The sequence below is a fragment of the Mesorhizobium sp. USDA 4132 genome (genome assembly GCF_056279545.1).
This window is the reverse complement of the sequence record NZ_JBWCCP010000001.1, coordinates 2,571,568-2,597,772: the sequence shown is the minus strand read 5'-3', so window position 1 is coordinate 2,597,772 and position 26,205 is coordinate 2,571,568. Positions and strand designations below refer to the sequence as shown.

Sequence of the window (26,205 nt, the reverse complement as noted above, 5' to 3'; positions counted from 1 at the left end):
GCCGGACGATGCGGCCGGTTCGCGAACCCGGTTTCCCATCCGATGACCGGGGGATTATGCGAGCGATTGCGGAGGCGGGGACGGACGAGGAAGCGAAAGCGGCTAAGTGTTTGAACGCCGGTGGGGGAATTTTTCAGAAGTGCTGAAAGCGTCCCCGTTTTGGAGGCGCTGTTCTTTGGGTGTCGAGTGGATCGTCGGGGCAAATGAGCAAGGCCGAGGTACTTTCTGCGTCAGCTTTAGTGGTCTGCGTCAGCTTTAGTGATTGTGCGCCAGCCTCCAATTCCTCATTCCTGTGCATGTCACAGGAATCCAGCCACGGCGCGTTTGCGCCGTGGGAAGAGCTCTTTCTCACCCAAGGACTTGGGTGCACTGGATCCCTGTGACAAGCACAGGGATGAGGGAGTGTGTGGCGGCGGCTCGTCGAATGATCGAGAACTCCGCAGATTGCCGATCTGGTCCGCAGGCCTCTGAAATCACCGCCCCGCCGACCGCGCCGAGACAAACACCTGCGGCTCGTACGTGAAATCCTTGTCGAAAGGATAGGTCGGCTTAAGCTTGCGGTGGCGTTCCAGGCGCTCGACGAACTGGTCGACGACGCCCGGTGACAGGGCCATCAGGTTCGGGTTGGCGATCGGCGCCAGTTCCGGGGAGAGATAGCCCGACTTCACGACGATGATCTTGGCGCCGTTCGGGTCGAGGCCGAGGCGGGCGAAGTCGGCGATGTAATGGTAGGGGCGGCGCTTGGCCGAGAGGACCAGTTCGATGCCGTCGATGGCGACGACGGCCTGCCGATCGGCAAGGTCGGTGGTCTCGTGGAGGAACTGGACCTTGACCTTCGCCTTGACCGGCTGGCTGCCGATCGTGTCGAGCGTTGCACCGATCGACAGGTCAAGTTCGGCGCCGACGCCGGCCGCATAGCAGGCCTCTGTCGCCGCCTTGTCGGCGATGCCGGCGAAGACAACGCCGGTTGCCTTTTTCGCGATCAGTTCGGCAAGCACCTCGGCACGGTCGCCGACGCCCCCGCCGGTCGGGTTGTCGCCGGATTCGGCGAGCACCACCGGAGCGGTCTTCGAGGCGATCGCCCTGTCGACGCATTCCTCTATCGAGCCGGTCTCGCAGCCGAACACGAATTTTTCGCGCGCATCCCAATAGGCCTTGGCAACGCGCTTGGCTTCCCGCTCCAGCACGGCGCGGTCGGTGCCGGTCATGATCGCGGCGGCGGTGCCGCGCGGCTCGTCGGCCCAGACGTAACCGACCATCAGCGAGGCATCCCAGACACCATCGATGGCATCGATCTCCGGCATCATCTCGTAGAGGCTTTTTGCGGGCTCATCGACCGTCGAGGTGCGTTCGCCCGGCAGCACGACCGGGATCGGCGCCCAGAGCAGCACCGGCTTGACGCCGGTCTTGAGGCTCTCGACCAGCATTTTCACCGAGCGGCGCATGGTCTCCTCGACGTCGATATGCGGCGCGGTGCGGTAGGTGGAATACATGTCGAGCGCATCGATGATCCGCTGGCTGACGTTGCCGTGTAGGTCGTAGCTGGCCGAGATCGTGCAATCCGGGCCGACCAGGTCGCGGGTGGCGGTGATCCAGTCACCCTCGGCATCCTCCATGCCCTGAACATACATGGCCCCGTGCATGGCCAGATAGAGGCCGTCGAGCGGCAGCATCGGTTTCAGCCGGTCGAGGAATTCGGCCTTGAAGCGTTCATAGGTGGAGCGGGAAACCGGGCCGCCGGCAATGGCGCGGCAATGGATGGTCGGCAGAAATTCGGCGCCGTAGTCCTTGAGGAAGGCGAAATAGGGCGCTGCCGTCAGGTCATCGCCGCGCACGATGCGAAAATCCTTTTCCTCGTTGAGAACCGGATTGTAGGTGCTGCATTCGATATGGATGCCGCCGACAGCAATACGCATGGAAAAACCTCAGTTGGAGTTTGGGCCGATCAGGAAATTATGGGCTGCGATGCTGGCGGCACCGCGGGCCCAGACATCGCCATCGACGCGCTTGATGCGGATCGGCGTCTGGCCGGCGTAACGCGGCAGCACGTTGGTTTCGATGGCCTGGTTGACCACCGTGCCGAACAGGCCGTCGAACGAGCCTTCGACATGGGTGATCAGGATCAGGCCGGGGTCGTTGATCTGGATGAGGTTGGCGATCGAAAGGCCGAGCGCCGAGCCGGCGCGGTGCAGGATGCGGATCGCGGCGGCGTTGCCTGTCGACGCCTCGTATTCGATATCCGACAGCGAGGTGCATTCGAGCCCTTCGGCGCGCGACATTTCCTTGATCGCCTTCATCGAGGAGACGGTGTCGAGGCAGCCACGCTTGCCACAGCGGCAGGGCGCGCCGCCAGGCTCGATGGTGCAATGGGCGATTTCGCCGGCGCCGCCGTGATTGCCGCGATAAAGCTTGCCGTCGATGAAATGGGCACAGCCGATGCCATCGCCGAGCGAGACGACGCTGAAACTCTGGATCTCGCGGGCGCTGCCGAACAGTTTTTCGCTGACGGCGACCGCCTTTGCGTCGTTCTCGATAAAGGTCTCGACGCCGGAGCGCTCGCGGATAATTCTTGCCAGCGGCACGTCCTGCCAGCCGAGCAGGGTGGACTGCACGCAATTGGCCTGGGATTCGTCGACGAAGCCGGACAGGGCGACGCCGATGCCCGAGAGCTTTTCCCGGGCGTCCGGATGGGCTTCGAGAAGGCTCGGCAGGCCCTCGGTGATCGCCTGCGCAATCACATGCGGATCGCGTGACAGCGGCATCGACTGGCGGGCGATGATCTTGCCGTTGAGGTCGCTGAGGATCATCGGCGCCGGGTCTTCGAGCAGCGAGATGCCGACGAAGAAGGCGCATTCCGGATGCAGGTCGAGCCGCACCGACGGGCGGCCCTGGCCATAAACCGTCTCGGTCTCGTGCAGCACCCCGAGGTCGATCAGGTCGCGGGCAATGCCGCTCATTGCCGCTTTGCTCAGGCCCAGTAGGTTCGCCATCTCGGTCCGGCTGAGCGGACCGGACTCGCTGATGACGCGTACGAGCTGGCGCTGGGAGGAGGTGAGCGGAGCGTTCAAGGCAGCTGTTTTCTGTTTGTGAAGGTGGGTTGACACTAAGTTCAGAAAATGAACAAATCAACGCCAATAAATTATAAAAATGATCTAAGGCGGCAATGACCGCCCTCGTGTCAACAAAACCAAGGGTGAACGACCATGACCATGTTCTTGAAAAGTCGCCATTTCGCGCTCGCCTGTGCGGTTGCGGGCAGCCTCGCGTTTCCGGTTGCGGCGAGTGCCGCGACGCTCAACGTGATGCAGACCGAAGCTCCACGCTCCATGGATCCGGGCGACCAGACCGCGACCTATACCGCAGCCCTGCTCGACCCGATGTATGAAGGCCTCGTCAAGCGCGATCCCGATCTGTCGCTGAAGCCCGCGCTTGCCACCGAGTGGTCGGCAGATGCTTCCGGTCTGGTCTGGACCTTCAAGCTGCGTCCGGGCGTCAAGTTCCATGACGGCACGGCCTTCGATGCCGACGCCGTGGTCAAGAATTTCACCCGCCACCTCGATACCAAGCGCGGGCTTGCCGCCAGCGGCCGGTTGCGCACCTTCCTCGAAGGCGTTACCGCCATCGATCCGATGACCGTCCAGTTCAAGCTGAAGACACAGTATCCGGCTTTCCTAGCGCTACTCACGACCGGCCCCTGCCTGATGGTCAGCCCGACCGCCGACGCGGCCGGCACGATCGGCTCCAAGGCCGTCGGCACCGGTCCCTACAAGCTGCAGGAATACAAATCCGGCGAATACGTGCTGCAGGCCAAGAATTCCGAATGGTGGGGCGGCGCCCCGAAGGGCGAGGACCAGATCAAGTGGACCTGGACGGGCGAGCCTTCGGTCATGAACATGGCCCTGCAGACGGGCGACGCCGACGTCATCAACCCGTTCCCGGCCGCCTTTGCCGCACAGGTCAAGGCAAACCCCGAGATGAAGCTCTCGACGACCGACGGGTCGGCCGTGTTCTGGGTCTCGCTCAACACCAAGTTGAAGCCGCTCGACGACGTCCGCGTCCGCCAGGCGCTGAACTATGCGACCGACCGGGAAGGCCTCGTCAAGGCGTTCATGAACGGTTATGCGACGCCGGCCAACTCGCCGCTCGCACCGGTCACCCCCGGTTACGACAAGACGCTGAACCCCTATCCGTACAATATCGAGAAGGCCAAGCAGCTCCTGAAGGAGGCCGGTTATCCGGACGGTTTTGCCATGTCGACCATCGTCCAGGAGCAGGAAGCCCGTATCGGCGAACTGCTGCAGGCGATGTGGGCCAAGGCCGGCGTCAAGCTGGACGTGCGCAAGATGGAAGGCGGCGTCTGGTCGAAGGCGGCCTTCCAGGATCCGGCCGGCAAGGAGAAGGACAATATCGGTTCGTCGATCGCCTCCTGGTCTTCCGGCGTCAACGGCGCCGACCTGCAGTTCCGCCCGCTCTACTACACGAAGAGCGCGTCGCCGGCCGGTGCGAACCTCGGCTTCTTCTCCGATACCAAGCTCGATGAATTGATCGACAAGGCCGCCTCGACGCTCGACGAAAAGGCCCGCAACGCGATCTATGTCGATGCCCAGAGACAAGTGAACGACCAGGCTCCGCATGTTCTGCTCTATACCAAGCAGGACCTGTTTGCGACGCGCGCCAGCGTCAAGGGTGCCTGGGTCATCCCGGGCGGCCTGATCGTCGTCAAGGACGCCAAGAAGTAATATGAAAACACGGCGGATGGAGAAATCCGTCCGCCGTTTCCTTTTATGAAACATGGGGCCGGGAAACCGGGCTCCAGGACAGGCGCATGAAAGCCTATATCCTCAAGAAATTGCTGGCTCTGCCGCTGATCCTGGTCGGCGTATCGCTGCTGGTTTTCGTGGCCATTCGCGCGCTGCCGGGCGATCCGGCCCGGCTGATGGCCGGACCCGAGGCGACGCAGGAGGCGGTTGACAACATGACCGTCCGGCTCGGCCTCGACCGCAGCCTGCCGGCGCAATATGCCTCGTTTGCCTATGGGGCGGTGAGGGGCGATCTCGGTACGTCTATCAAGTCTAAACTGCCGGTCGTCGCCGAAATTGGCGAACGCCTGCCGTTTACGATCGGGCTCGCGATCACCGCCTATCTGATTGCCATCGGCATTGGCGTGCCGGCCGGGATGATTGCGGCGATCTACCGGCATGGTTGGCCGGACCAGTTCGTGATGATTCTTGCGATTGCCGGCGCCTCGATCGCTAATTTCTGGCTGGCGCTGATGGCGATGAATACGTTTTCCGTGCAGCTCGGCTGGCTGCCGCTGCTCGGCGCCGCGTCCTGGAAGAGCTTCATCCTGCCGTCGATCACGCTTGCGGTACTGCCGACGGCCGTCATCGCCCGCATGACGCGCTCCAGCATGATCGAGGTGATGAGCCAGGATTATATCCGCACGGCTTACGCCAAGGGCGTGGCGCCCAGCAAGATCTACTGGAGCCATGCCTTGCGCAACGCGCTGCTGCCGATCATCACCATTGTCGGCCTGAATTTCGGCAGCCTGATGGGTGGCGCGGTCGTGACCGAATCCGTCTTCAACTGGCCGGGCATCGGACGGTTTCTGGTCGATGCGGTGCGTTATCGCGATTATCCGGTCATCCAGGGCGTGACGCTGGTTGCGGTCACCGGCGTGGTGATGATGAACTTCCTCGCCGAGTTGCTGATCGCTATCCTCAACCCCAAGATAAGGTTCGACTGATGGCGTCCATCGATTCCGATATCGCGCCGCGCCGGCCGGCTCTTCTCCGTGGGCTCGGCTGGATGGCGGCGCATCGCAGCATCACGCTCGGTGGCCTGCTGATCGGCATCATCGTTCTTGCGGCCGTCTTCGCGCCGCTGATCGCACCTGCCGACCCTTATATGCAGGACCTGCTGGCGACCATGGAGCCGCCGTCGCTGGCGCATCCGTTCGGAACCGACGACAATGGCCGCGACATTTTTGCCCGCGTCATTTTCGGGGCACGCATCTCACTGCTTGAAGTGGTCCTGGCCGTCGGCCTTGCCGTGCTGGTCGGCGTGCCGCTCGGCATCCTGTCGGGCATGAGCGGCCGTTATGTCGACCAGGCGATCATGTGGACGATGGACATCCTGTTTGCCTTTCCGGGCATCGTGCTCGCCATCCTGATCGTCAGCGTGCTCGGCAGCAGCCTGATCAACCTTCTGATCGCCATTGCCATTTTCTCCGTGCCGGTCTACGCCCGGCTCAGCCGAAACCTGACGCTCGGCCTGAAGGGCATGGACTATGTCGAAGCCGCCATCTCGCTCGGCATCTCGCGCCGCCGGATCATGAGCCATTATATTCTGCGCAACGCGATCGGGCCGATCATCGTCCAGTCGACGCTGACCGCCGGCACGGTCATCCTGTCGGCCGCAAGCCTGTCGTTCCTCGGCCTCGGCGCCCAGCCGCCGCTTCCCGAGTGGGGCGCGATGATGAGCGACGGCCGCAACTATCTCGGCCTCAACATCTGGATGTCGCTGTTTCCGGGGCTGGCGATCATGATCACCGTGCTCGGCTTCAACATTCTCGGCGATGGCCTGCGCGACCTGCTGGATCCGCGCAAATGAGCATTGCCGCCACACCCCGCACGACAGGCCCGGTCGGGCCGGCAAAGCCGGTCTTCTGCGTCGATATCGGCGGGTCGTTCATGAAATTCGCGGTCTCGCCGGCACCCGGCGCGCTGGTGCCGCTCGACAAGGTGGCGACGCCGGCCTCGAACTGGGACGATCTTGCAGCCTCTCTTGCGACGCTTATCGAGCGCAATGCGCAGGCGGGTGATCCGGCTTCGCCATTGGCGCTGTCGATCGCCGGTCTTATCGATCCGCGTGACGGGGTAGCGACCTCGGCCAATATTCCCTGCATCACCGGACGGCGGATTGGCAACGAGCTTTCGGCGATCCTCGGGCGGCCGGTTCTGGCTGCCAATGACGCGGACTGCCTGACGCTTGCCGAAGCCAACGAGGGTGTTGGACGTGGTCATTCGGTGGTTTTCTGCGCCATCATGGGGACCGGCATCGGCGGCGGCCTGGCGATCGACGGTCGGCTGGTGCGTGGCGCTGGCGGCGTCACCGGCGAATGGGGCCATGGCCCGATCCTCAACACGACAGTCGAGCTCGATGGCGAGACGCTGCATATTCCGCGCTTTTCCTGCGGCTGCGGACAATCCGCGCTGCGTCGACACGATCGGCGGGGCGCGCGGCATCGAACGGCTGCATCATTTCCTGCATGGCTGCGAGGAGACGAGCTATCGGATTCTCGAGGACTGGCAGGCGGACAAGGCGAGGGCGGCGAGGACCGTTGCCGTTTATCTCGAGCTGATCGCCGACCCGCTGGCGCTGTCGGTCAATGTCACCGGCGCCTCGATCGTGCCGGTCGGCGGCGGGCTCGCCTCGGTCACGCCGCTCATCGATGCGCTCGACCGGGCGGTGCGCAAGCGTATCCTCAACCGCTTCGATCACCCGCTGGTGACACCGGCGCTCCGTCAGGAGGATGGCGGGCTGGTCGGCGCGGCCGTGCTTGGCCATCAGAGTGCCGTTCAAGGTCACTAGAGTACCTTTCAGGGGCGCCTGCTGTTACGAGAGTGCCGGTCATCAAGGAGACTGATCCTGTCCATCCTGCTCGAAGTCTGCGTCGATAGTCCCGAAGGTCTCGCGGCCGCCATCGCCGGCGGCGCTGATCGCATCGAACTCTGCGCTGCACTCGATGTCGGCGGGCTGACGCCGCCGCCCGGCATGATCGCGCTTGCCGCCAAGGCGCCGATCCCGGTTTATGCGATCATCCGGCCCCGCGCCGGCAGGTTCGTCTACGACGCCGACAACGAGGCAGCGATGATGGCCGATATCGATGCGGTGCGGGCGGCGGGCCTTGCGGGTGTGGTGATCGGGGCGAGCCGCCCGGACATGACGCTCGACATGGCCTTGCTCAAGCGGCTGATGACGCATGCGCAAGGGTTGGGCATAACGCTTCACCGCGCCTTCGATCTGGTGCCCGATCCGTTTGAAGCACTCGAACAGGCGATCGATCTCGGCGCCGAGCGCGTCCTGACCTCCGGCCTCAAAGTCAGTGGCCCTGATGGGGTCGAGATGTTGAAGATGCTTGTCGAGCGGGCGGCAGACAGGGTGTCGATCATGCCCGGCGGCGGCATCAATCTGACGACCGTCGAACGGGTGGTGCGCGAAACCGGCGCGCACGAGGTCCACAGCTCCTGCCGGCGGCCTGTCGAAAGCAAGGACGAACGCGCGAGTGCCTTCGGTTTCCAGGCGCCTGTTTCCCATGAGACGAGCAGCGAGATCGTCCGGAAGATGCGCGGTTTGCTCGATGAATTGGAAGTGGCGCGGGACTGATGCTCAGGTGTCCGCCGGTCGGCAGGCACGACTTTGCGGCAGGTCGCCGGGGGACGATGACCTGCCGCTTAGCAGTGAGGGAGGATGTTACGAAATTGAGGAGATATGCACTTCCATGGTCAGCGGACGGCCGCCACCGTCCGCTCATGCACTGCTATGCACTTTCATTCACTGTCATGCGCAGAGGCTGCGGAGTGCTTCGTGCTTTTTGATTTCGATGCAACGAATGCTCCGCAGTTTGATAAGGCCGGCCGTACGGAGTTTTGCGAAAACGCGCGACACCGTTTCGATCGTCAGGCCTAAATAGTCGGCTATATCAAGCCGGGTCATGGGTATGTCGAAATGTTCGAGCCCGCCCTGGCGTTCCGCCATGTCGACGAGAAAACCGGCAATCCGTTCCACCGCCGTCTGGCGGCCGATCATCATGATATGTTCCTGGGCGCGCAGCATGCCGCGCAGCGCCAGAGAAAGCAGTTCCGGCAAGGCCTGGTCGTTGGCGGCGCGGCTGATGGCGCGCAGCCCGGTCGGAGCGATGGCTTCGGCGAAGAAACTATGGGTCCGGTCAGCCTCGAACCCGAAAGTTTCTCCGGCCAGATGGAAGGCAATGACCTGCCTCCTTCCGTCCGACAACAGGCGGTGGATCCGCACGGCACCGAATTCGACGTGATAGAATGTTCCTGCCTTATCGCCGGGGGCATAGATTTCCGCGCCGGCATTGAAGGTCGTCACAGAATTGGCCCGGAAGAGACCCGCGGTCTGGGGTGCGATCACGATCTGGCTCTTGGTGAGCTCCAATTTCGTGGCATGAGCGGCTGCGGTGTGCATCTTCACGTCTCCCCTTGCTGTAGTCTCAAGATGCCAGAAGACGTGCAGGGGGAAAATTGGGTTGTATCACTAGGGGGATTTACGTAGGGCAGGCGGGAAAACGGCAGCCAACGCGGCTCAGGCTGTCAGCGCAAGGTCCTTGACGAGACCCAGGAGATCGGCCCCGTTGAACGGTTTGGTGAGGCTCTGGATCGGGCCGAGCTCGTCTTCGATGGACGGAGACATGCCGTCGGTAAGCAGGATCACGGCCTCGCCCGACTGGAGCAGACGCTGCAGCGCGTCGCTCGAAGCACGCAGCACCTGATCGTCGATGATCATGCAAAGCGTCTGGCCGGCGGTAATGGTGCCCTTGCGCCAGGATTCGTGAGCCTCGACGTGATAGCCCTCCACCTCCAGTGCGAATGTCAACGACTGCCTGAGACCGAGATCGGGCGCGATGACAATTATGGTTCTCGCTTGTGATAACACCGAATTTCCCGCGCGGGTGGGGCAGCCGGAGAGCTGCTGAAGGGAGACATCTAGTGCCTGCGGGGGGACCTGCGCTTTGCGATAGATCAAGAAAGTTTCAATAAATTTTAGGGGCCATCAATTGGGACCGAAACCGGCAGCCATTGCCATGCGAACGAGCTGTGGCAAGCTTTTCGCCTTCATCTTGCTCATGACGTTGGCGCGATGCACCTCGACGGTGCGAGGGCTTATGTCGAGATCGTAGGCGATCGACTTGTTCGGCAGACCGGCAACCACGGCGGCCAACACCTGCCTCTCCCGATCGCTCAGGCTTTCAAGCCGTGTCTGAACCTCGGCCAGGTCGTCGGTATCGAGCGTTTTGTCCGACAGCAGCTCGGCGGCCCGCTGGATCGCTTCGATGATGACCGTGTCCCCAAAAGGTTTTTCGATGAAGTCGATGGCGCCCGCCTTCATCGCCTCCACTGCCATCGGCACGTCGCCATGGCCGGTGATGACGATCGACGGAATGCCGGCGCGGCTGGAGGTCAGCTTGCGGATCAGCTCGACGCCGGTCATATCCGGCATCCTGAGGTCGGTGACCAAAACACCGTTCCTGACGCTCGGCGCGAACTGCAGGAAAGACGAGGCGGTTTCATGCATGCGCACGGCAAAGCCATTCATGGTCAGCATGAAGGCGAGGGACTTTCTGACCGGCTCTTCGTCGTCGACGATATGGATCGTGTAGTCACCCGTCTGCATTTTCGCGTTCCTCCTTGTCGATCGGGAGTGTGAAACGGAACGTCGCTCCTCCGGCCGCGTTGCGCGTCACCGTCATCTCGCCGCCATGCGCTTCGACGATGCGCTTGGAAATCGAAAGCCCTATCCCCATGCCGCCGGCCTTGGTGGTGATGAAGGGTTTGAAAAGCTGGCCGGCGATCTCTTCGGGAATGCCGGGGCCGGTATCCTGGACGATCACCTGGATCATGTCTTCGTTTTCCTGGAGCGTGCGGATGACCAGTTCCCGCCGCTGGCTGTCGCGCATCGCCTCGATGGCGTTGCGCATCAGGTTGGTGAGCACCTGCTGAACCTGGATGCGGTCGACGGTGACCATTTCCGGCCCTTGCGCGAATTCGAAGATCGCACGGACGCCTTTTTCGCGCGAGCCGACCAAAGCCAGGGCGCCGGCTTCCTCGACCAGACGGCGGATGTTCTCCGGCGCCTTTTCCGTCTCGCCCTTGGTCACGAATTCCCTGAGATGCTTGATGATCTGACCGGCCCGGAGCGACTGATGCGCCGTCTCTTCCAACGCTTCGCGCATGCGCACCGCGACGGCTTCGTCCATGTCGCGCAGAAGGCGGGCGCAGCCGTGCACATAATTGGCAATCGCCGAGAGCGGCTGGTTCAGTTCGTGGGCAAGGGTGGATGCCATTTCGCCCATTTCATTGAGGCGGGCGAGGCGGGCGAGCTCTCCCTGGATCTCCTGCAGGCGTGCAGCCGATTCCTCGCGTTCGGTCAGGTCCCGCACGAAGCCGGTGAAGAAGGTTTCCCCGCCGGTATGGGTCTCTCCGACTGCAAGCTTCATCGGGAAGGTCGAGCCGTCCTTGCGTCGTCCGACGACCACGCGGTCCATGCCGATGATCCGCCTTTCACCAGTCCTCAGATACCTTTCCATGTAGCCGTCGTGTTCGCGATGGTAGGGTTCCGGCATCAGCATGCGCAGGTTCTGGCCGACCACCTCATCCTCGCTATAGCCGAACTGGCGGATTGCTGCGGCATTGAAGGAGACGATCGTGCCGTCCCTTGTGCTGACGATGCTGGCATCGAGAACCGTGTCGAGCACGGAGCGAAGATGCGCTTCGCGGGAGTCGGCTTTTGCCTGGGCTTTTCCGATCGCCTTGCGGGCAGAGTGAAGTATTTCGCCGAGCAGCGCGATCACCACGCCGACGATGCCGATCATCGCCATTTCCGTGAAATTGGCCCCCCGCGGCGTCAGCTCCTTGATCACGTAGGCTGCCAGAACAGAAAGCAGCACGGTGAAAAGCGAGGCCCGCATGCCGCCGATAAGGGCGGCAACGAGGATCGGCGGAATGAAGAATGTGAAGGGCGCCTTGTCGTCAAGAACGCCGTGCAGCGAGAAGCGCAGCGCAAACGCAACCAGCACGCAGATGGTCGCAATAAAATAGACTTCCGCGGCTGAAAACCGACGGCTCAAGAAAGACTGAATATAGTCATCCTTCTTTTCGGCGAACGTCTTGGAAGCCATGATGCTTATCCGAAGCCGATCGTCTGCAGGAGGAACCCCATTCCCTTGTGCATATGAAACCTGACAGCCTGTCCTTAAACTGGTTCTAGCATGAGCGCGGATGCGGCGTCCAACGGCGGAAACCGTCGTGACCTAAAAAACATATAGTTTTGCGTGGTTTCTTATGTCCGGTGTGAAAACGCGGGCGGGTGCCCGCGCAGGTCGGAAGCGGTGCCGTGGGGGCCGGCAGGGTGGAGCCGGAGGCCCGATTCTTCACTGTTGCGGGATATTGGCGATTTTGACGTAGTCGGCCCAGGCCGCGACTTCCTTTTTCAGGTATTCCTGGCCTTCTTCCGGTGTCGAGACGAACACGTCGCCGCCCTGGTCGGTCACGAATTTCTTGACGTCTTCCTGGGCGAGAACCTGCCTGGTCCAGCCATTGATCTTGTCGACGATATCCTTCGGTGTCGCCGAGGGGACCATCATCGCGAACCAGCCGACCTGGTCCATCGGGTAGCCGGATTCCGTCATGGTCGGAACGTCGGGAGCGCCCGGAATGCGCTTGGCGGAACTGACCGCCAGCAGGCGGTAGCGGCCTTCGCGAAGCTGCGACAGGGAGAAGACCGGATCCTGGGCGGCGAAGGCCATCGCACCGCTCAAAATGTCGTTCATCGAATCGGCGCTGCTCTTGTAGGCGACTTCAACCGTGTCGAGGCCGGCTTCCTGCTTGTAGATGGCGGCGAGAACCTTGCCCGACGTGTTGTTGATGGCGTAGCTCGCGTTGGAGCCTTCCTTCTTCAGGTATTCGGTCAGTTCCTTCATGGTCTTGATCGGGCTCGATACCGGAACGGCGATCATGTGCGGCTGCTTGTTGACGGTGGCTGCGACCTGCAGGTCCTTCACCACGTCGAAGGGCGGCGTCTTGAACATGTGCATGTTGCCGGCAACGGCGCTGCCGGTATGGAAGAAGATCGTATAGCCGTCCGGCTTTGCGCGCGTGACGTACTGGCCGGCAATATTGCCGCCGGCGCCGGGCTTGTTTTCGACGATGATGGTGGCGCCCGAAACCTTGGCGATCTTTTCGGCGAAAAAGCGGACGATGACGTCGGCGCCGCTGCCTGCCGGGAACGCACAGATCATGCTGATGGTCTGATTTGGGTAATTCGCCTGGGCCGCGGCCGGCGAAAGCCCGAAGGCGCTGCCCGCAACGGCAACCGATGCGGCAAGCACGAAACGACGTGTGATAGTCTGCATAAATTCCCTCCCATGGATGACCCGGTCTTGCAGTCGACGCTGGCCGATCACACCTCCCCGATGCGACCTGATACAACATTGTATAATTATATTTGATTTAATCAACTGTTCTGGCTAGAAAACATCCCACGCAGAAACGCGTTTTCGGGAGAGGACAAAATGACCGTCAATACGACAACTCAATCCGCCGCCGCACTTGATCTCGACCGTTTCCGGTTGAGGAATTTCGTCGAGAGCCTGAGCGCGGACGAGCTCGATATCCGTGAGGAGAAGGTCGATCTGGCCGATGTCGCGGCCATTTTGCAGAACAACCCGAAGGCCGTGTGGTTCAAGAACGCCGGTCCGGAAGGCCAGCAACTGGTCGGCAACGTGGTCGGAAGCCGTTCCCGTCTCGCCAAGGCTTTCGGCGTGCCGGCCGGCGAGGTGGCGCTCGAGATGCGCCGCCGCCTGTCGCTGAAGCCGGAACTGGTGAAGCTTTCCGGGGGCGAAGCGCCCGTGCAGCAGGTCGTGTTGACAGGCGCTGACGCCGATCTCCTCAAGTTACCGGTCCACGTGCAGCACGCGCTCGACGGCGCGCCCTACATTTCCGCGACGATCGACTACACGATCGACCCGAAGGATGGCCGTTACAATTGCGGCATGCGCAGGCTGATGCTGCGCGGCCCGCAGGAAGCCGGCGTCGACTTGATCGCGCCGAGCGACCTGCGCGTCATGTACATGGCCGCTTCCGGGCGCGGCGAGCGGCTGAATGTTGCCTATGTGGTCGGCTGCCACCCGATCGACATGGTGTCCGCCACCATGAAGGAACCGGTCGACGAGCTGGAGCTGATCTCGTCGCTCCGCGGCGCGCCGCTGCCGGTCGTCAAATGCGTGACCAGCGACATCATGGTCCCGGCCGATGCGGAAATGGTCATCGAAGGTTATTTCGACGAGCGCGGTTATGTGGAGAAGGAAGGCCCGTATGGCGAATATCTTGGCTACTACGGCGTCGTGAAGACCAACCCGGTCTTCCATGTGACCGCGATCACCCATCGCAAGGATGCGCTGTTCCAGACGGCGACCATCTCCGGCAATCGCATGGACTTCACCGATACGTCCAACCTCGAGGCGCTGCGCATGGAGATGAACGTCTGGAAGACGCTCGGCGATGTGGTGCGCCAGCCGGTTGCCGTCTACGCGCCGGTCGCCGCCGGTGGATCGATGAGCATGCGCTTCTCGATCCGCCAGACCTATCCGGGCGAGGCCCGTTCGGCGCTCTACGCCGTTCTCGGCGCCGTCGGCGTCAAGAACGTCTTCGTCGTCGATCCGGATATCGACATTTTCGACGACAGCCAGATGGAATGGGCGTTCGGCACCCGTTTCCAGGCCGACCGGGATCTGGTGATCGCAACCGGTGTTCGGCTGTCGCCGCTCGATCCGTCGCTTCACGGCTCCCGTTCCGGTGCCAAGGCCGGCTACGATCTCACCTGGCCGATGCAGCATGCCCAGAACTGGGAACTCGTCACGCCGCAGGCCCCGTCCTATCCCGGCAAGCGTTTCCCCTCGCTCGAAGCGGCTCTGAAGGACGGCGCAAAGCATTTCGAGGAGCTGATGGCGGCGGTCGGCAGTCGCGACGGTCGCGAAGTCGTCCGCGAACTCGACACCTTCCGCTCCAGGGGACTGGAGCGCGACGAGCGGGGCCGTTACTACCTTCCCCTATAAGTTGTTCCATTTCCGAGCACTGTGCCTAATCGAAACGACCTTCCGGGTGCAAATCCGGAAGGTTTTTCATTTTAAGTCGAAAAAGCTCTCTTCCATCCCGCTAAACGGGTGAGGCCCCGGCCAAACACCATTCATTTCTTGGGGGCACCTCGTTATGCTTTCTCTAATGGATGGATTTCTATGGTGCGGTACTACCGCCCGCCTCCGGAGCAGAGATGTCCCACGTCGACAGCATCGATATTGCAGAGCGCAGACGGCTCGACGCTCTGGCAAGTTACCGTATTGCGGGTTCCGGGCCCGAAAACCGTTTTGATCGCATCTGCCGTTTTGCCTCGGAGCTTTTTTCCACGCGCATGGCTTTCGTGACGCTGATCGAAGAGGATCGGCAATGGTTCAAAGCCTGTTCCGGTCTCGATATCGAGGAGACCCACCGATCCGAATCCTTTTGCGATCACACGATCCGCACGGATGATGTTCTCGTGGTGTCCGACGCGCGGCACGACGCGCGGTTCTCCAGCCTGCCGATCGTCACCGGCGAACCCTTCATCCGGTTTTACGCCGGAGCGCCGCTGGTCTCGCCGGACGGTTTTCGGATCGGAGCGCTGTGCATCGCCGACACGCAGGTGCGCGAAAGCTTTTCCGAGCGGGAAAGGCGGACGCTCGCGGGCCTTGCAGCCATGGTCATGGAGCACATGGAATTGCGTCGCGAGGGCATACCGCAGGCGACGGCTGCCAACTTTGCGAATGCGACCGATCTTTCGCTGGTTACCGTCGATCCCACCGGCCGGATTGAATTCGTCAACCAGGCGGCGCTCGACATGTTCGGTTTCGGACGGGAGGAGATGATCGGCGGCTCGCTCGATATCATCGTGCCGGAGCGATTCCGCGCGGCCCACAATGCCGGTCTCGCGCGCGTGGCCGCAGGCGGCAATTCCAAGCTCAAGGGCAAGACCGTCGAGGTGTCGGCTCGCCGCAAGGATGGTACGGAGTTTCCGATCGAGATGGCCCTTTCGATCTGGCACGATCAGCGCGGCGTCGGCGTGGGCGCCATCATCAAAGACATATCCGAACGCCGCGACCGCGACGTCCGGCTCCTGAGGCTGGCAAGCCAGGATACGCTCACCGGCCTATGCAATCGGCCTCGTTTCGAGGACCTTCTGCGCGAGGAACTGGCGCGCAAGCGGCCGCTTGCCGTGCTGCTCTTCGATCTTGACGGCTTCAAGGACGTCAACGATCGGCTGGGGCACGGCGTCGGCGACTCCCTGCTGCAGGCGATCGGTGTAAGATTGCCGGCGGTTCTTGACCGTAACGTCACCGTATCCAGGTTCGGCGGCGACGAGTTTGCCATTCTCATTCCCGGAACAGGCGATCCCCTTATCGCCCAGAAGACCGCAAATGCGGTCATCGAGGCTTTCAAGATACCGTTCGAGGTTGCCGGGCACACGTTCCGTGTCGGGGCGAGCGTCGGTTTTTCGCTCGCTCCCAATCATGGTTCGGATGCGGAGGAACTGATCGCCAGCGCCGATTTCGCGCTCTATCGGGCCAAACAGGCCGGCGGCCGCGTCGTGCGCATGTTCGAGCAATCGATGCGCAACGAGACCCTCGCAAGGCGAACGCTCCGGGACGAATTGCTGCGGGCATTGAACAGGCACGAACTCGTGCTGCATTATCAGCCGCAGGTGACCATCGAGACCGGCGAGGTGTTCGGCGTCGAAGCATTGATACGTTGGCAGCATCCCGAGCGCGGCCTCCTGTCGCCCGCCGCTTTCCTGCCGGCTCTGGAGCAGAGTTCGATCGCGCTCGACGTCGGCTTATGGGTGCTGGACGAGGCGGGCCGCCAGATGGCTGCCTGGAATGCAGCCGGTTATCCGCCAATCAAGATGGGCGTCAATCTGTTCCCGGCGCAGGTCCGGGCCGGCGATCTGGCCCGCAGCGTCGTCGACCTGATCGCGCGCTATGGCCTCGATCCGCGGTTCCTGGAGATCGAGATCACCGAAACGGTCACGCTCAACGACGACGATCAGTCGCTCGAGTCGATTCAGGCGCTGAGCGAACTCGGCGTCGGCATCGCTTTCGACGATTTCGGCACGGGTTATGCCTCGCTCGGCTCGCTGCAGCGATATCCGCTGACGACGCTCAAGATCGACATGGGCTTCGTCCGGGACCTCCTGACCAAGCCGCGCGACGCCGCCATCACCCGGGCGCTGATCATGCTCAGCAAGGAACTGGGGCTGAAGACGATTGCCGAGGGTATCGAGACCGAGGAGCAGGAGGCGGCGCTTCGCCTGATGGGCTGCGAGGCGGGGCAGGGCTATCGTTACGGCAAGCCGATGCCGGCCGACGAGGTTGCCCGGCTCTTCGTCCAACCGATCGAAAAGCAGCGTGTCCGGATCAAGTAATCCGGCATGATGCGCGCCAGGGCCGGTGCCCAAACCGGACGTCAAACCGGGACATCAGTATCCTTTGGCGATCGCGACAATCCCATGGGAGATTTCCGAGACGGGCCTGATTTCAATTGTCAACAATCGCGGAAACTCTATAACCTGATGACGCATTTGGCATCAGGGACGGCGCATGTTCAGACTGACGGAGCTTTCCGAAATCGATCTGAATCAGTTGTTCAATCTCGCACCCAACCCCTATGTCATCCTCGACCGGGAGTTGCGGCTTGTCGGGATGAACTATGCCTATCTGGCGGTGACGGGGCGTAGCCGTCAAGAGCTTCTCGGCCGCAACATGTTCGATGCGTTTCCGAGCGAGCCGGCGTCCGTCCCGGGCCGGCTTCTGCGCCAATCGTTCGCCAAGGTCCTTTCCACCGGTGAGGTGGATCACCTGCCGCTCATTCCCTATCCGATCCCGGGCCCCGACGGGGAGCTTGAGGATCGTTATTGGAGCGCCACCCATACGCCGATCAAGGACGAGGCGGGGCAGCTGATCTTTATCCTGCAGCACACCGTGGATGTGACCGAACTTCACCTGCTGCGCAGCCGGTCTGCGGGCGACGCCGGCCTGCAGTTTCATACGGATCTGATGCGCCGGGCCGATGCCGTCCAGGGGCAGAATGTCGCGCTTGGCGAGGAGCGGGAATATCTGCGCATGCTGTTCGAGCAGGCGCCCGGCTTCATGGCGGTGCTGCGCGGTCCGGAGCATGTTTTCTCGATCGTCAACAGGTCCTACCGGGCGATCGTCGGGCGTGAGGACCTGATCGGAAAGACGGTGCGCGAGGCTCTGCCGGATATCGACGGACAGGGTTTTTACGAGCTGCTCGACGAGGTTTACCGGACGGGTACGCCCTATAGCGCCTATGGCGCGCGGGTCGTTCTCCAGCACTCTGAAAGCGCTCAGCCGGAAGAGCGGTTTCTCGATTTCGTCTTCCAGCCAATCCGTGATCGCGACGGCATGGTCAGCGGCATTTTCGTGCAGGGTCAGGACGTCACGGAACTTCGTCGCGCGCAGGAGGCGGCCCGCGAAAACGAGGACCGTTTCCGCACGCTTGCCCAGTCATTGCCGACGCATGTGTGGACGGCGACGCCGGATGGCCGGATGCAGTGGTGCAACGACCAGATTTTTACCTATAGCGGCCTGGAATCCTTCTATTTCGACAGGGAGCGCCGCTCCGAAATGCTGCATCCGGACGATTCGCCCCGGATCGCCGCGGCCTGGGGGGAAGCGATCCGCGTCGGGGGCCGTCTTGAGACGGAGATCCGCCTGCGCCGCCACGACGGCGTCTATCGCTGGTTCATCAGTCGCGCGGTACCGATCAAGAATGCCGAAGGCGAAATCACCCTCTGGGTCGCTACCAATACCGATATCGACGAGCAGAAACAGACCGAATCGGAGCTTTCCAGCCTCGCCGAAACCCTCGGCCACCGGGTCGAGGAGAGAACGATCGAGCTCGAGCGGACGCAGGAAGTGCTTCGCCAAAGCCAGAAGATGGAGGCGATCGGCAATCTCGCCGGCGGCATCGCCCACGATTTCAACAATCTCCTGCAGGTGATCACCGGCAATCTCCAGCTTCTCGGGCGGGAGTTCGCGGGCAATGAAGTTGCCGAAAGACGGTTGAACAGCGCGCTTGCAGGGGCGTCGCGCGGCGCCCGGCTTGCCTCGCAGCTTCTCGCCTTCGGCCGCCGCCAGCCGCTTTCGCCGAAGGTGATCAATCTGAGCCGCCTGATCCGCGAGATGGATCATCTTCTGAGGCGCAGTCTCGGCGAAGCGATCGAGATCGACACGATTGTTGGCAGCGGGTTGTGGAATACGTTGGTCGATCCGAGCAATGTCGAGAACGCCCTCCTCAATCTCGCCATCAATGCACGCGATGCGATGAACGGGCAGGGCAAGCTGACGATCGAACTCGGCAACGTCTATCTCGACGACGAATATGCGCGGCACGCGTTCGACATGGAGGTCGGGAAATATGTGATGCTGGCGGTCACCGATACGGGTACGGGCATGACGGCCGACATTCTGGACAAGGTCTTCGATCCCTTCTTCACCACCAAGCCGGAAGGCAAGGGGACAGGGCTTGGCCTGTCGATGGTCTATGGCTTCGTCAAACAGTCGGGCGGCCATATCAGGATCTACAGCGAGCCGGGCAACGGCACCACCGTGCGGATATATCTTCCGCGATCGATGGAGGAAGAGGATTTGGTTGGCGAAAATGCCAGTGGTGCGGCCTTGGGCGGCGATGAGACGATCCTGGTCGTCGAGGACGACGAAGCGGTGCGGGAAATCACCGTCAGCCTGCTCGCCGAACTCGGTTATCGGGTCCTGCGGGCCAAGGACGCCGACAGCGGGCTTGCGATCGTCGAAAGCGGCGTGCCGATCGACTGCCTGTTCACGGATGTGGTGATGCCGGGGCGGTTGAAGAGCAGCGATCTCGCCAAGCGGGCCAAGGAGCGGCTGCCGCATCTCGGGGTGCTGTTCACCTCGGGTTATACCGAAAATTCGATTGTCCACGGTGGGCGGCTCGATCCGGGGGTCAACCTGCTGAGCAAACCCTATACGCGGGAGGCGCTCGCCCGAAAAATCCGCCAGGTGATCGACCAGAGCCGGCAGGCTCCGCCGCCGCGCTTGTCCGAAAGTCCTCCTGAGATAATTTCGGTTCAGCCGGCCGTCGAGCAGCCATCGGCGCCGGATCTGCCGATCGCGGTTCTGCTGGTCGAGGACGAGGCGCTGATCCGCATCTCGACGGCGGATTTCCTGCAGGATGCCGGCATGACCGTGGTCGAGGCGGGATCGGCGGCCGAAGCGCTTGCCGCGGGCGGCAGCCAGACGATCGACATCCTCGTCACCGATGTGCATCTGCCGGAAATGAGTGGTTTGCAGCTTGCCTTGAAATTGCGCGAAACGCTTGCCGATCTGCCAGTGATCTTCGCCACCGGCGACCGCAACGTGCCGGGATCGGAAGAGCTCGGCCAGACGGCGCTGATCACCAAGCCTTACGACTACGAGCTGCTGACGACCCGCATACGGTCGATGGTGACGCCACGGCCGGGCGGCTGAGCCGCATTCGTCTTTTGCGGGTCAGCCGTTATCTTCGTCCTTCATACCCGCGGCCACTTCGGTTTTGCGCAGCAGCCAGAGGATGACGATGCCGGCGCTGGTCGCGGCTGCTGCGACGATCCACATGCCGAGGCCGACGCAGAGCCCGATCGCACCCGACAGCCACATGCTGGCGCCGGTCGTCAGGCCCTTCACATCGCCGCGCATCTGGAAAACGACGCCGGCGGCAAGGAACGCAATTCCGGCAGTGACGGCCTCGATGAGGCGGATCGGGTCGATCCGGACCGTATTGGGCTGGTTGCCGAACTCATGCATGATCTGCAGGCCGACCAGCGTGAACACGGCAGATGCGAGGCCGATCAGCATGTTGGTGCGCAGGCCGGCGGAATTCTTGCGCAACTCGCGCTCAAGGCCGATCAGACCGCAGAGAAACGCCGCGCCGACCAGCCTCACCAGAAGCACTTCGATCGCAACGGGCGCCTCGTGCGAAAACTCCTCCGCGAGAACGTTGAGCATGGTCGCGATATCCCGATGTTACCTGTGATGTAACACCGGAAACTGACGCAGGCCTATATGGTTCCGTCAGCGCTGGACGCTGGCGCGAAAGCCTCAGAGACGCCCTTCGGCCTCGACGATGACCTTCGTCAGGCTGCCGTTTGCCGGAAAGAGCGGGATGAGGCAGGCCTGCAGGGCGTGGTAGATATCGCCCTTGCCGGGGAAAAGAGTGTGGGCCGGGACGAGGTCCTCGGTCAGTTCCTCGTGCCAGCCGCCGTTTTTGTGATCGATGAAGCGGTTGCCGATGGTGCCCCAGATCCGCCTATAGCTGTCCTCGTAGAAATCGTCGGCCGGCAGGTGCTCGTTGAGGAAATGCGCGGCACCGGCCGCCTCGCACATCGGCCACCACAGCTTGTTGGTCTTGGCGGGCTTGTCGCTCCAGTCGAGCGTGTAGAAGAAGCCGCCCTTTCGGCTGTCCCAGCCCAGTGACATGGACTGGACGAATAGCGATTTTGCCGCGTCCGGCATCCAGCCGTGCTTTTTATCCCCGAGCGTCCAGAGCTGCAGCAGGAGGCGCGACCATTCCAGCCAATGGCCGGGTGTGGTGCCGGCCGGGCGGAACATCTCGTCGGGATGGTAATAGTCCTTGTTGATCGTCCATTCGGGATCGAAATGTTCGGCGACGCGGAAACCGACGCTGCCGGCAGAACGGCGGATGACGAGGTCGGCAATGCTTGTCGCCTTGTCAAGATAGATCGTCTCGCCGGTCGCCTCGTATGCTGCCATCAACGCTTCGGTAAAGTGCATGTTGGAGTTCTGGCCGCGATAGCTGCCGCCATCGATCTGCGACCAGTCGCGGTTGAATTCTTCCGCGATCGCGCCATGGCGCGGTTCCCAGAACCTGGTTTCGAGGACCTCGGTAATGTCGGCCAGCATCTGGTCGGCGAGGGGGTGGCCGATGACCTTGGCGGAAGAGGCGGCGAGCAGCACGAATGCGTGGCCGTAACCCTGCTTGGCGGGATCAGCCGCGCCGTCATCATTGACCTGCCAGAAATAGCCGCCATATTCCGTGTCGCGATGGCGCTCCCAGAGGGTGCGCATGCCGTGGTCGACGATATCGCCGGAGCCCGGCCGGCCAAGCAGATGGCCGATCGAAAAACAGTGGACCATGCGCGCCGATGCATGAATGCCCCGGGTCGGATTGGCGCCGCCAATCGGTGAGCCCTGGTCGTCGAGATCAAAGAAGCCGCCCTTCGGGTTCATTGCCCGGACCTGAAAGAAATCAAAGAGCCCGTCCGCCTGATCGAGGAGCCACCGACGATGATAGGGAAGGCTCGCCCAGTTGGCTTCTGTCTGACGCGTGTCGCTCATGAAAACCTCGGAATCGCTGTGGCAGGGCAGTGGGATCAGAACGCCTATAACGCCCGGCCGGTTTCATGTCATCGACTATTCTATATCGCACGACATACCGGTTATATATTGACATAAACATATCTTTATGCGGTTATTGAACGAAATCGAAACGATGAAGGGCTGTGCCATGTTCGACGAACTCTTTGGTCCCGAAGCCGCCGCTCGCGACGGCGCAGAGATTCTGGCGGCACTCAAGGCGGCTGCGCGGGAACGCATCCTGATCATCGATGGCGCGATGGGCACCCAAATCCAGGGGCTCGGTTTCGACGAGGGGCATTTTCGCGGTGAGCGGTTTGCCGGTTGCGCCTGCCATCAGCAGGGCAATAACGACCTCCTGATCCTGTCGCAGCCGCAGGCGGTCGAGGATATCCATTACCGTTATGCCAAGGCAGGCGCCGACATCATCGAGACCAACACGTTCTCGTCGACCCGTATCGCCCAGGCCGACTACCAGATGGAAAACGCGGTCTACGACCTCAACCGCGACGGCGCGCGGCTGGCGAAGCGCGCGGCATTTCGGGCGCAGAAGGAAGACGGTCGTCGCCGTTTCGTCGCCGGCGCCATCGGCCCGACCAATCGCACGGCCTCGATCTCGCCCGACGTCAATAATCCCGGTTACCGGGCGGTGACATTCGATGATCTCCGGCTCGCCTATGGTGAACAGCTCGACGGGCTGATCGACGGCGGCGCCGACATCATCCTGATCGAGACGATCTTCGATACGCTGAACGCCAAGGCGGCGATCTTCGCCTGCGCCGAGCGTTTCGAGGCGAAGGGCATCCGCCTGCCGGTGATGATTTCGGGCACGATCACCGACCTTTCCGGCCGCACGTTGTCTGGTCAGACGCCGTCGGCCTTCTGGTCCTCCATCCGTCATTCCGAGCCCTTCACCGTCGGCCTCAACTGCGCGCTCGGCGCCGATGCGATGCGGCCGCACCTGCAGGAACTGTCGGGCGTCGCCGACACGTTCATCTCCGCCTATCCGAATGCCGGCCTGCCGAATTCGTTCGGCGGCTACGACGAATCGCCCGAAGACATGGCCCGCCAGATCGAAGGCTTTGCGGCGGAAGGCCTCGTCAACGTCGTCGGCGGCTGCTGCGGTTCGACGCCGGAACATATCCGCGCCATTGCCGAAGCGGTCGCGCCGCACAAGCCGCGCGAAGTGCCGGAACACCGGCCGTTCATGTCGCTTGCAGGCCTCGAGCCCTTCGAGTTCACCAAGGACGTGCCGTTCGTCAATGTCGGCGAGCGCACCAACGTCACCGGTTCGGCGAAATTCCGCAAGCTGATCACCGCGGGCGATTTTACCGCGGCGCTGGCGATTGCCCGTGACCAGGTGGAAAACGGCGCCTCGGTCATCGACATCAATATGGATGAAGGCCTGATCGATTCGCAGCGGGCGATGGTCGAGTTCGTCAACCTGATCGCCGCCGAGCCGGATATCGCCCGGGTGCCGATCATGCTCGACTCGTCGAAGTTCGAGATCATGGAGGCGGGTCTGAAATGCGTGCAGGGCAAGCCGGTCGTCAACTCGATCTCGATGAAGGAGGGCGAGGAGAAGTTCATCGCCCAGGCCAAGCTGCTGCGCAATTATGGTGCTGCCGTCGTGGTCATGGCCTTCGACGAGCAGGGCCAGGCCGATACCTACGAGCGCAAGGTGGCGATCTGCGAACGCGCCTACAAGCTTTTGACCGAAGAGGCGGATTTCCCGCCGGAAGACATTATTTTCGACCCCAACGTCTTTGCGGTCGCGACGGGTATCGAGGAGCATAACAGCTACGGTCTCGCCTTCATCCAGGCGACCAAGACCATCCGCGAGCGCATGCCGCTGGTGCATATCTCTGGCGGTGTCTCCAACCTGTCCTTCTCGTTCCGCGGCAACGAGCCGGTGCGCGAGGCGATGCATGCCGTGTTCCTCTACCACGCAATCCAGGCGGGCATGGACATGGGCATCGTCAATGCCGGCCAGCTGGCTATCTACGAGAACATCGATCCGGAACTGCGCGACGCCTGCGAGGACGTCGTGCTCAACCGTCGCGACGATGCGACGGAACGGATGCTCGATATCGCCGAGCGTTATCGCGGAACCGGTGCCAAGGAAGCCAAGGAGAGAGATCTCGCCTGGCGCGAATGGCCGGTGGAGAAGCGCCTGTCGCATGCGCTCGTCAACGGCATCAACGAGTTCATCGAGGGCGATACCGAGGAGGCGCGCCAGAATGCGGAGCGGCCTCTGCATGTGATCGAGGGCCCGCTGATGGCCGGCATGAACGTGGTCGGCGACCTGTTCGGGTCCGGAAAGATGTTCCTGCCGCAGGTGGTGAAATCCGCCCGCGTCATGAAGCAGGCCGTCGCCGTGCTTCTGCCCTACATGGAAGAAGAGAAGCGCCTCAATGGCGGCGACCAGAAAAAGTCCGCCGGCAAGGTGCTGATGGCAACCGTCAAGGGCGATGTCCATGACATCGGCAAGAACATCGTCGGCGTCGTGCTCGCCTGCAACAATTACGAGATCATCGATCTCGGCGTGATGGTGCCGGCGACGAAGATCCTGGAAACGGCGATTGCCGAGAAGGTCGATATCATCGGGCTTTCCGGCCTGATCACCCCGTCGCTCGACGAGATGGTGCATGTGGCATCCGAGATGGAGCGCCAGGGGTTCGACATTCCGCTGCTGATCGGCGGCGCGACGACCAGCCGTGTGCATACCGCCGTGAAGATCCACCCGCGCTATGATCGCGGCCAGGCGATCTACGTGACCGATGCCAGCCGCGCGGTCGGCGTCGTGTCCGCGCTTCTGTCCGAAGACGGCAAGTCGAGCTATATCAGCACGGTGCAGGCGGAGTACGCCAAGGTTGCCGCGGCGCACGCGCGCGCGGAAGCGGAAAAAACCCGCCTGCCGATCGGCCGTGCCCGCGACAATGCCGAGAAGGTCGACTGGTCGTCCTACCAGCCCAAGAAGCCGCAGTTCACCGGAACGAAAGTGTTCGAGACCTACGATCTGGCGGAACTGGCGAAATATATCGATTGGACGCCGTTCTTCCAGACCTGGGAACTGAAGGGCCGTTTCCCGGCGATTCTCGAAGACGAGAAACAGGGCGAGGCGGCGCGCCAGCTCTATGCCGATGCGCAGGCGATGCTCGACAAGATCATTGCCGAAAAATGGTTCCGGCCGCGGGCGGTGATCGGCTTCTGGCCGGCCAATGCGGTCGGTGACGACATCCGCGTCTATACGGATGAAAGCCGCAACGAGGAACTGGCGACCTTCTTCACGCTGCGTCAGCAGCTTTCGAAGCGGGACGGTCGTCCGAACGTCGCGCTGTCGGATTTCGTCGCCCCGGTTGCGACAGGTCTCGACGACTATGTCGGCGGTTTCGTCGTCACGGCCGGTATCGAGGAAGTGGCGATCGCCGAGCGGTTCGAGCGGGCGAACGACGATTATTCGTCGATCCTCGTCAAGGCGCTGGCCGATCGCTTCGCCGAAGCCTTCGCCGAATGCATGCACGAACAGGTCCGCAAGGAATTCTGGGGTTATGCGCCGGACGAGACGTTCTCGGCGGACGAGCTGATCACCGAGGCCTATCACGGCATCCGCCCGGCGCCGGGTTATCCGGCCCAGCCCGACCATACGGAAAAGGCGACCCTGTTCCGGTTGCTCGACGCGGAAGAGGCGACCGGCGTCGTTCTGACGGAAAGCTACGCGATGTGGCCCGGCTCATCGGTCTCCGGCCTCTATATCGGCCATCCGGCATCCTATTATTTCGGGGTGGCGAAGGTCGAGCGCGATCAGGTCGAGGACTATGCCAAGCGCAAGGGCATGTCGATCGAGGAGATCGAGCGCTGGCTCGGTCCTGTCCTCAACTACGTGCCGGTGTCCGGTCAGGATGCTGTCGACGACGCGGCCTGAAGAAGGGCCGTCTGACATTGCTTAAATGCAAGACGGC

Annotated in this window: 18 protein-coding genes and 1 pseudogene; 10 read left to right on the top strand and 9 right to left on the bottom strand. The window is 62.3% G+C overall.

Features of this window, described 5'->3' with window-relative positions; all coding sequences use genetic code 11:
* Positions 1-473 precede the first annotated feature (473 nt).
* Both ACZ9IU_RS13285 and ACZ9IU_RS13280 read right to left on the bottom strand, forming a co-directional pair.
* Entirely contained in the window at positions 474-1,916 is a 1,443-nt protein-coding gene (locus ACZ9IU_RS13285) for a M81 family metallopeptidase (protein WP_038543643.1), read from the bottom strand.
* A gap of 9 nt (positions 1,917-1,925) precedes the next feature.
* The gene (locus ACZ9IU_RS13280; RefSeq protein ID WP_038543641.1) at positions 1,926-3,068 is read right to left on the bottom strand and encodes an ROK family transcriptional regulator; all 1,143 of its coding nucleotides are present in this window, start codon (positions 3,066-3,068) and stop codon (positions 1,926-1,928) included.
* A 135-nt stretch (positions 3,069-3,203) separates the two neighbouring features.
* On the opposite strand from ACZ9IU_RS13280, the gene ACZ9IU_RS13275 reads away from it, so the two are divergent.
* The 6 genes and pseudogenes from ACZ9IU_RS13275 to ACZ9IU_RS13250 all read left to right on the top strand — a co-directional run bounded on the left by ACZ9IU_RS13275 (position 3,204) and on the right by ACZ9IU_RS13250 (position 8,388).
* Positions 3,204-4,739, top strand: a complete 1,536-nt coding sequence (locus ACZ9IU_RS13275; protein ID WP_157885141.1) for an ABC transporter substrate-binding protein — start codon at positions 3,204-3,206, stop codon at positions 4,737-4,739.
* 86 nt (positions 4,740-4,825) lie between these two features.
* A complete protein-coding gene (locus ACZ9IU_RS13270) occupies positions 4,826-5,746 on the top strand; it encodes an ABC transporter permease (protein WP_038543638.1) in 921 nt (306 codons plus the stop codon).
* A complete protein-coding gene (locus ACZ9IU_RS13265) occupies positions 5,746-6,612 on the top strand; it encodes an ABC transporter permease (protein WP_038543635.1) in 867 nt (288 codons plus the stop codon). The genes ACZ9IU_RS13270 and ACZ9IU_RS13265 overlap by 1 nt, the downstream gene beginning before the upstream one ends.
* Positions 6,609-7,151: pseudogene (locus ACZ9IU_RS13260) on the top strand (ROK family protein); the annotation flags it as partial. The gene ACZ9IU_RS13265 and the pseudogene ACZ9IU_RS13260, both read left to right, overlap by 4 nt.
* Positions 7,129-7,593, top strand: coding sequence for an ROK family protein (locus tag ACZ9IU_RS13255; RefSeq protein WP_498957292.1), 465 nt, complete (start codon positions 7,129-7,131; stop codon positions 7,591-7,593). The pseudogene ACZ9IU_RS13260 and the gene ACZ9IU_RS13255, both read left to right, overlap by 23 nt.
* A 57-nt stretch (positions 7,594-7,650) precedes the next feature.
* Positions 7,651-8,388 carry a copper homeostasis protein CutC gene (locus tag ACZ9IU_RS13250; protein WP_038543633.1) on the top strand — a complete coding sequence of 246 codons (738 nt, stop codon included), beginning with the start codon at positions 7,651-7,653 and terminating at the stop codon, positions 8,386-8,388.
* Between the two features lie 174 nt (positions 8,389-8,562).
* Here ACZ9IU_RS13250 and ACZ9IU_RS13245 read toward each other — a convergent pair whose 3' ends face one another.
* From ACZ9IU_RS13245 to ACZ9IU_RS13225, 5 genes are all read right to left on the bottom strand, one after another.
* Complete coding sequence (locus tag ACZ9IU_RS13245) at positions 8,563-9,213, bottom strand: helix-turn-helix domain-containing protein (RefSeq protein ID WP_038543631.1); 651 nt, start codon at positions 9,211-9,213, stop codon at positions 8,563-8,565.
* 117 nt (positions 9,214-9,330) lie between these two features.
* Positions 9,331-9,681 carry a response regulator gene (locus ACZ9IU_RS13240; RefSeq protein ID WP_038549318.1) on the bottom strand — a complete coding sequence of 117 codons (351 nt, stop codon included), beginning with the start codon at positions 9,679-9,681 and terminating at the stop codon, positions 9,331-9,333.
* 117 nt (positions 9,682-9,798) lie between these two features.
* Positions 9,799-10,419, bottom strand: a complete 621-nt coding sequence (fixJ, locus tag ACZ9IU_RS13235) for a response regulator FixJ (RefSeq protein WP_038543629.1) — start codon at positions 10,417-10,419, stop codon at positions 9,799-9,801.
* Positions 10,406-11,923: a PAS domain-containing sensor histidine kinase gene (locus tag ACZ9IU_RS13230; protein WP_038543626.1), complete on the bottom strand. Its 1,518-nt coding sequence runs from the start codon at positions 11,921-11,923 to the stop codon at positions 10,406-10,408. The genes fixJ and ACZ9IU_RS13230 overlap by 14 nt, the downstream gene beginning before the upstream one ends.
* 252 nt (positions 11,924-12,175) lie before the next feature.
* Complete coding sequence (locus tag ACZ9IU_RS13225; protein ID WP_038543624.1) at positions 12,176-13,156, bottom strand: Bug family tripartite tricarboxylate transporter substrate binding protein; 981 nt, start codon at positions 13,154-13,156, stop codon at positions 12,176-12,178.
* 159 nt (positions 13,157-13,315) lie between these two features.
* On the opposite strand from ACZ9IU_RS13225, the gene ACZ9IU_RS13220 reads away from it, so the two are divergent.
* The 3 genes from ACZ9IU_RS13220 to ACZ9IU_RS13210 all read left to right on the top strand — a co-directional run bounded on the left by ACZ9IU_RS13220 (position 13,316) and on the right by ACZ9IU_RS13210 (position 20,359).
* Positions 13,316-14,857 carry a UbiD family decarboxylase gene (locus ACZ9IU_RS13220; protein WP_038543622.1) on the top strand — a complete coding sequence of 514 codons (1,542 nt, stop codon included), beginning with the start codon at positions 13,316-13,318 and terminating at the stop codon, positions 14,855-14,857.
* Between the two features lie 215 nt (positions 14,858-15,072).
* Positions 15,073-17,256 carry a putative bifunctional diguanylate cyclase/phosphodiesterase gene (locus ACZ9IU_RS13215; RefSeq protein WP_038543620.1) on the top strand — a complete coding sequence of 728 codons (2,184 nt, stop codon included), beginning with the start codon at positions 15,073-15,075 and terminating at the stop codon, positions 17,254-17,256.
* Positions 17,257-17,431: 175 nt separating this feature from the next.
* Entirely contained in the window at positions 17,432-20,359 is a 2,928-nt protein-coding gene (locus tag ACZ9IU_RS13210) for a hybrid sensor histidine kinase/response regulator (RefSeq protein ID WP_038543618.1), read from the top strand.
* A gap of 21 nt (positions 20,360-20,380) precedes the next feature.
* Here the strand turns inward: ACZ9IU_RS13210 and ACZ9IU_RS13205 are convergent, their stop codons facing one another.
* Complete coding sequence (locus ACZ9IU_RS13205; protein WP_038543616.1) at positions 20,381-20,875, bottom strand: MgtC/SapB family protein; 495 nt, start codon at positions 20,873-20,875, stop codon at positions 20,381-20,383.
* Between the two features lie 93 nt (positions 20,876-20,968).
* The gene (locus ACZ9IU_RS13200) at positions 20,969-22,225 is read right to left on the bottom strand and encodes an AGE family epimerase/isomerase (protein WP_038543614.1); all 1,257 of its coding nucleotides are present in this window, start codon (positions 22,223-22,225) and stop codon (positions 20,969-20,971) included.
* A 169-nt stretch (positions 22,226-22,394) separates the two neighbouring features.
* Here ACZ9IU_RS13200 and metH point away from each other — a divergent pair, with 169 nt between their 5' ends.
* On the top strand, positions 22,395-26,168 hold the full coding sequence (gene metH, locus ACZ9IU_RS13195; RefSeq protein WP_038549316.1) for a methionine synthase: 3,774 nt from the start codon (positions 22,395-22,397) through the stop codon (positions 26,166-26,168).
* The last annotated feature ends 37 nt before the right edge of the window (positions 26,169-26,205 follow it).

Excerpts from the sequence above, each read along its gene's own strand:
- ACZ9IU_RS13285 (WP_038543643.1), bottom strand. The coding sequence starts at position 1,916 with ATGCGTATTGCTGTCGGCGGCATCCATATCGAATGCAGCACCTACAAT.
- ACZ9IU_RS13275 (WP_157885141.1), top strand. The coding sequence starts at position 3,204 with ATGACCATGTTCTTGAAAAGTCGCCATTTCGCGCTCGCCTGTGCGGTT.
- ACZ9IU_RS13270 (WP_038543638.1), top strand. The coding sequence starts at position 4,826 with ATGAAAGCCTATATCCTCAAGAAATTGCTGGCTCTGCCGCTGATCCTG.
- ACZ9IU_RS13265 (WP_038543635.1), top strand. The coding sequence starts at position 5,746 with ATGGCGTCCATCGATTCCGATATCGCGCCGCGCCGGCCGGCTCTTCTC.
- ACZ9IU_RS13255 (WP_498957292.1), top strand. The coding sequence starts at position 7,129 with ATGGCCCGATCCTCAACACGACAGTCGAGCTCGATGGCGAGACGCTGC.
- ACZ9IU_RS13245 (WP_038543631.1), bottom strand. The coding sequence starts at position 9,213 with ATGCACACCGCAGCCGCTCATGCCACGAAATTGGAGCTCACCAAGAGC.
- fixJ (WP_038543629.1), bottom strand. The coding sequence starts at position 10,419 with ATGCAGACGGGTGACTACACGATCCATATCGTCGACGACGAAGAGCCG.
- ACZ9IU_RS13230 (WP_038543626.1), bottom strand. The coding sequence starts at position 11,923 with ATGGCTTCCAAGACGTTCGCCGAAAAGAAGGATGACTATATTCAGTCT.
- ACZ9IU_RS13225 (WP_038543624.1), bottom strand. The coding sequence starts at position 13,156 with ATGCAGACTATCACACGTCGTTTCGTGCTTGCCGCATCGGTTGCCGTT.
- ACZ9IU_RS13220 (WP_038543622.1), top strand. The coding sequence starts at position 13,316 with ATGACCGTCAATACGACAACTCAATCCGCCGCCGCACTTGATCTCGAC.
- ACZ9IU_RS13215 (WP_038543620.1), top strand. The coding sequence starts at position 15,073 with ATGTCCCACGTCGACAGCATCGATATTGCAGAGCGCAGACGGCTCGAC.
- ACZ9IU_RS13210 (WP_038543618.1), top strand. The coding sequence starts at position 17,432 with ATGTTCAGACTGACGGAGCTTTCCGAAATCGATCTGAATCAGTTGTTC.
- ACZ9IU_RS13205 (WP_038543616.1), bottom strand. The coding sequence starts at position 20,875 with ATGCTCAACGTTCTCGCGGAGGAGTTTTCGCACGAGGCGCCCGTTGCG.
- ACZ9IU_RS13200 (WP_038543614.1), bottom strand. The coding sequence starts at position 22,225 with ATGAGCGACACGCGTCAGACAGAAGCCAACTGGGCGAGCCTTCCCTAT.
- metH (WP_038549316.1), top strand. The coding sequence starts at position 22,395 with ATGTTCGACGAACTCTTTGGTCCCGAAGCCGCCGCTCGCGACGGCGCA.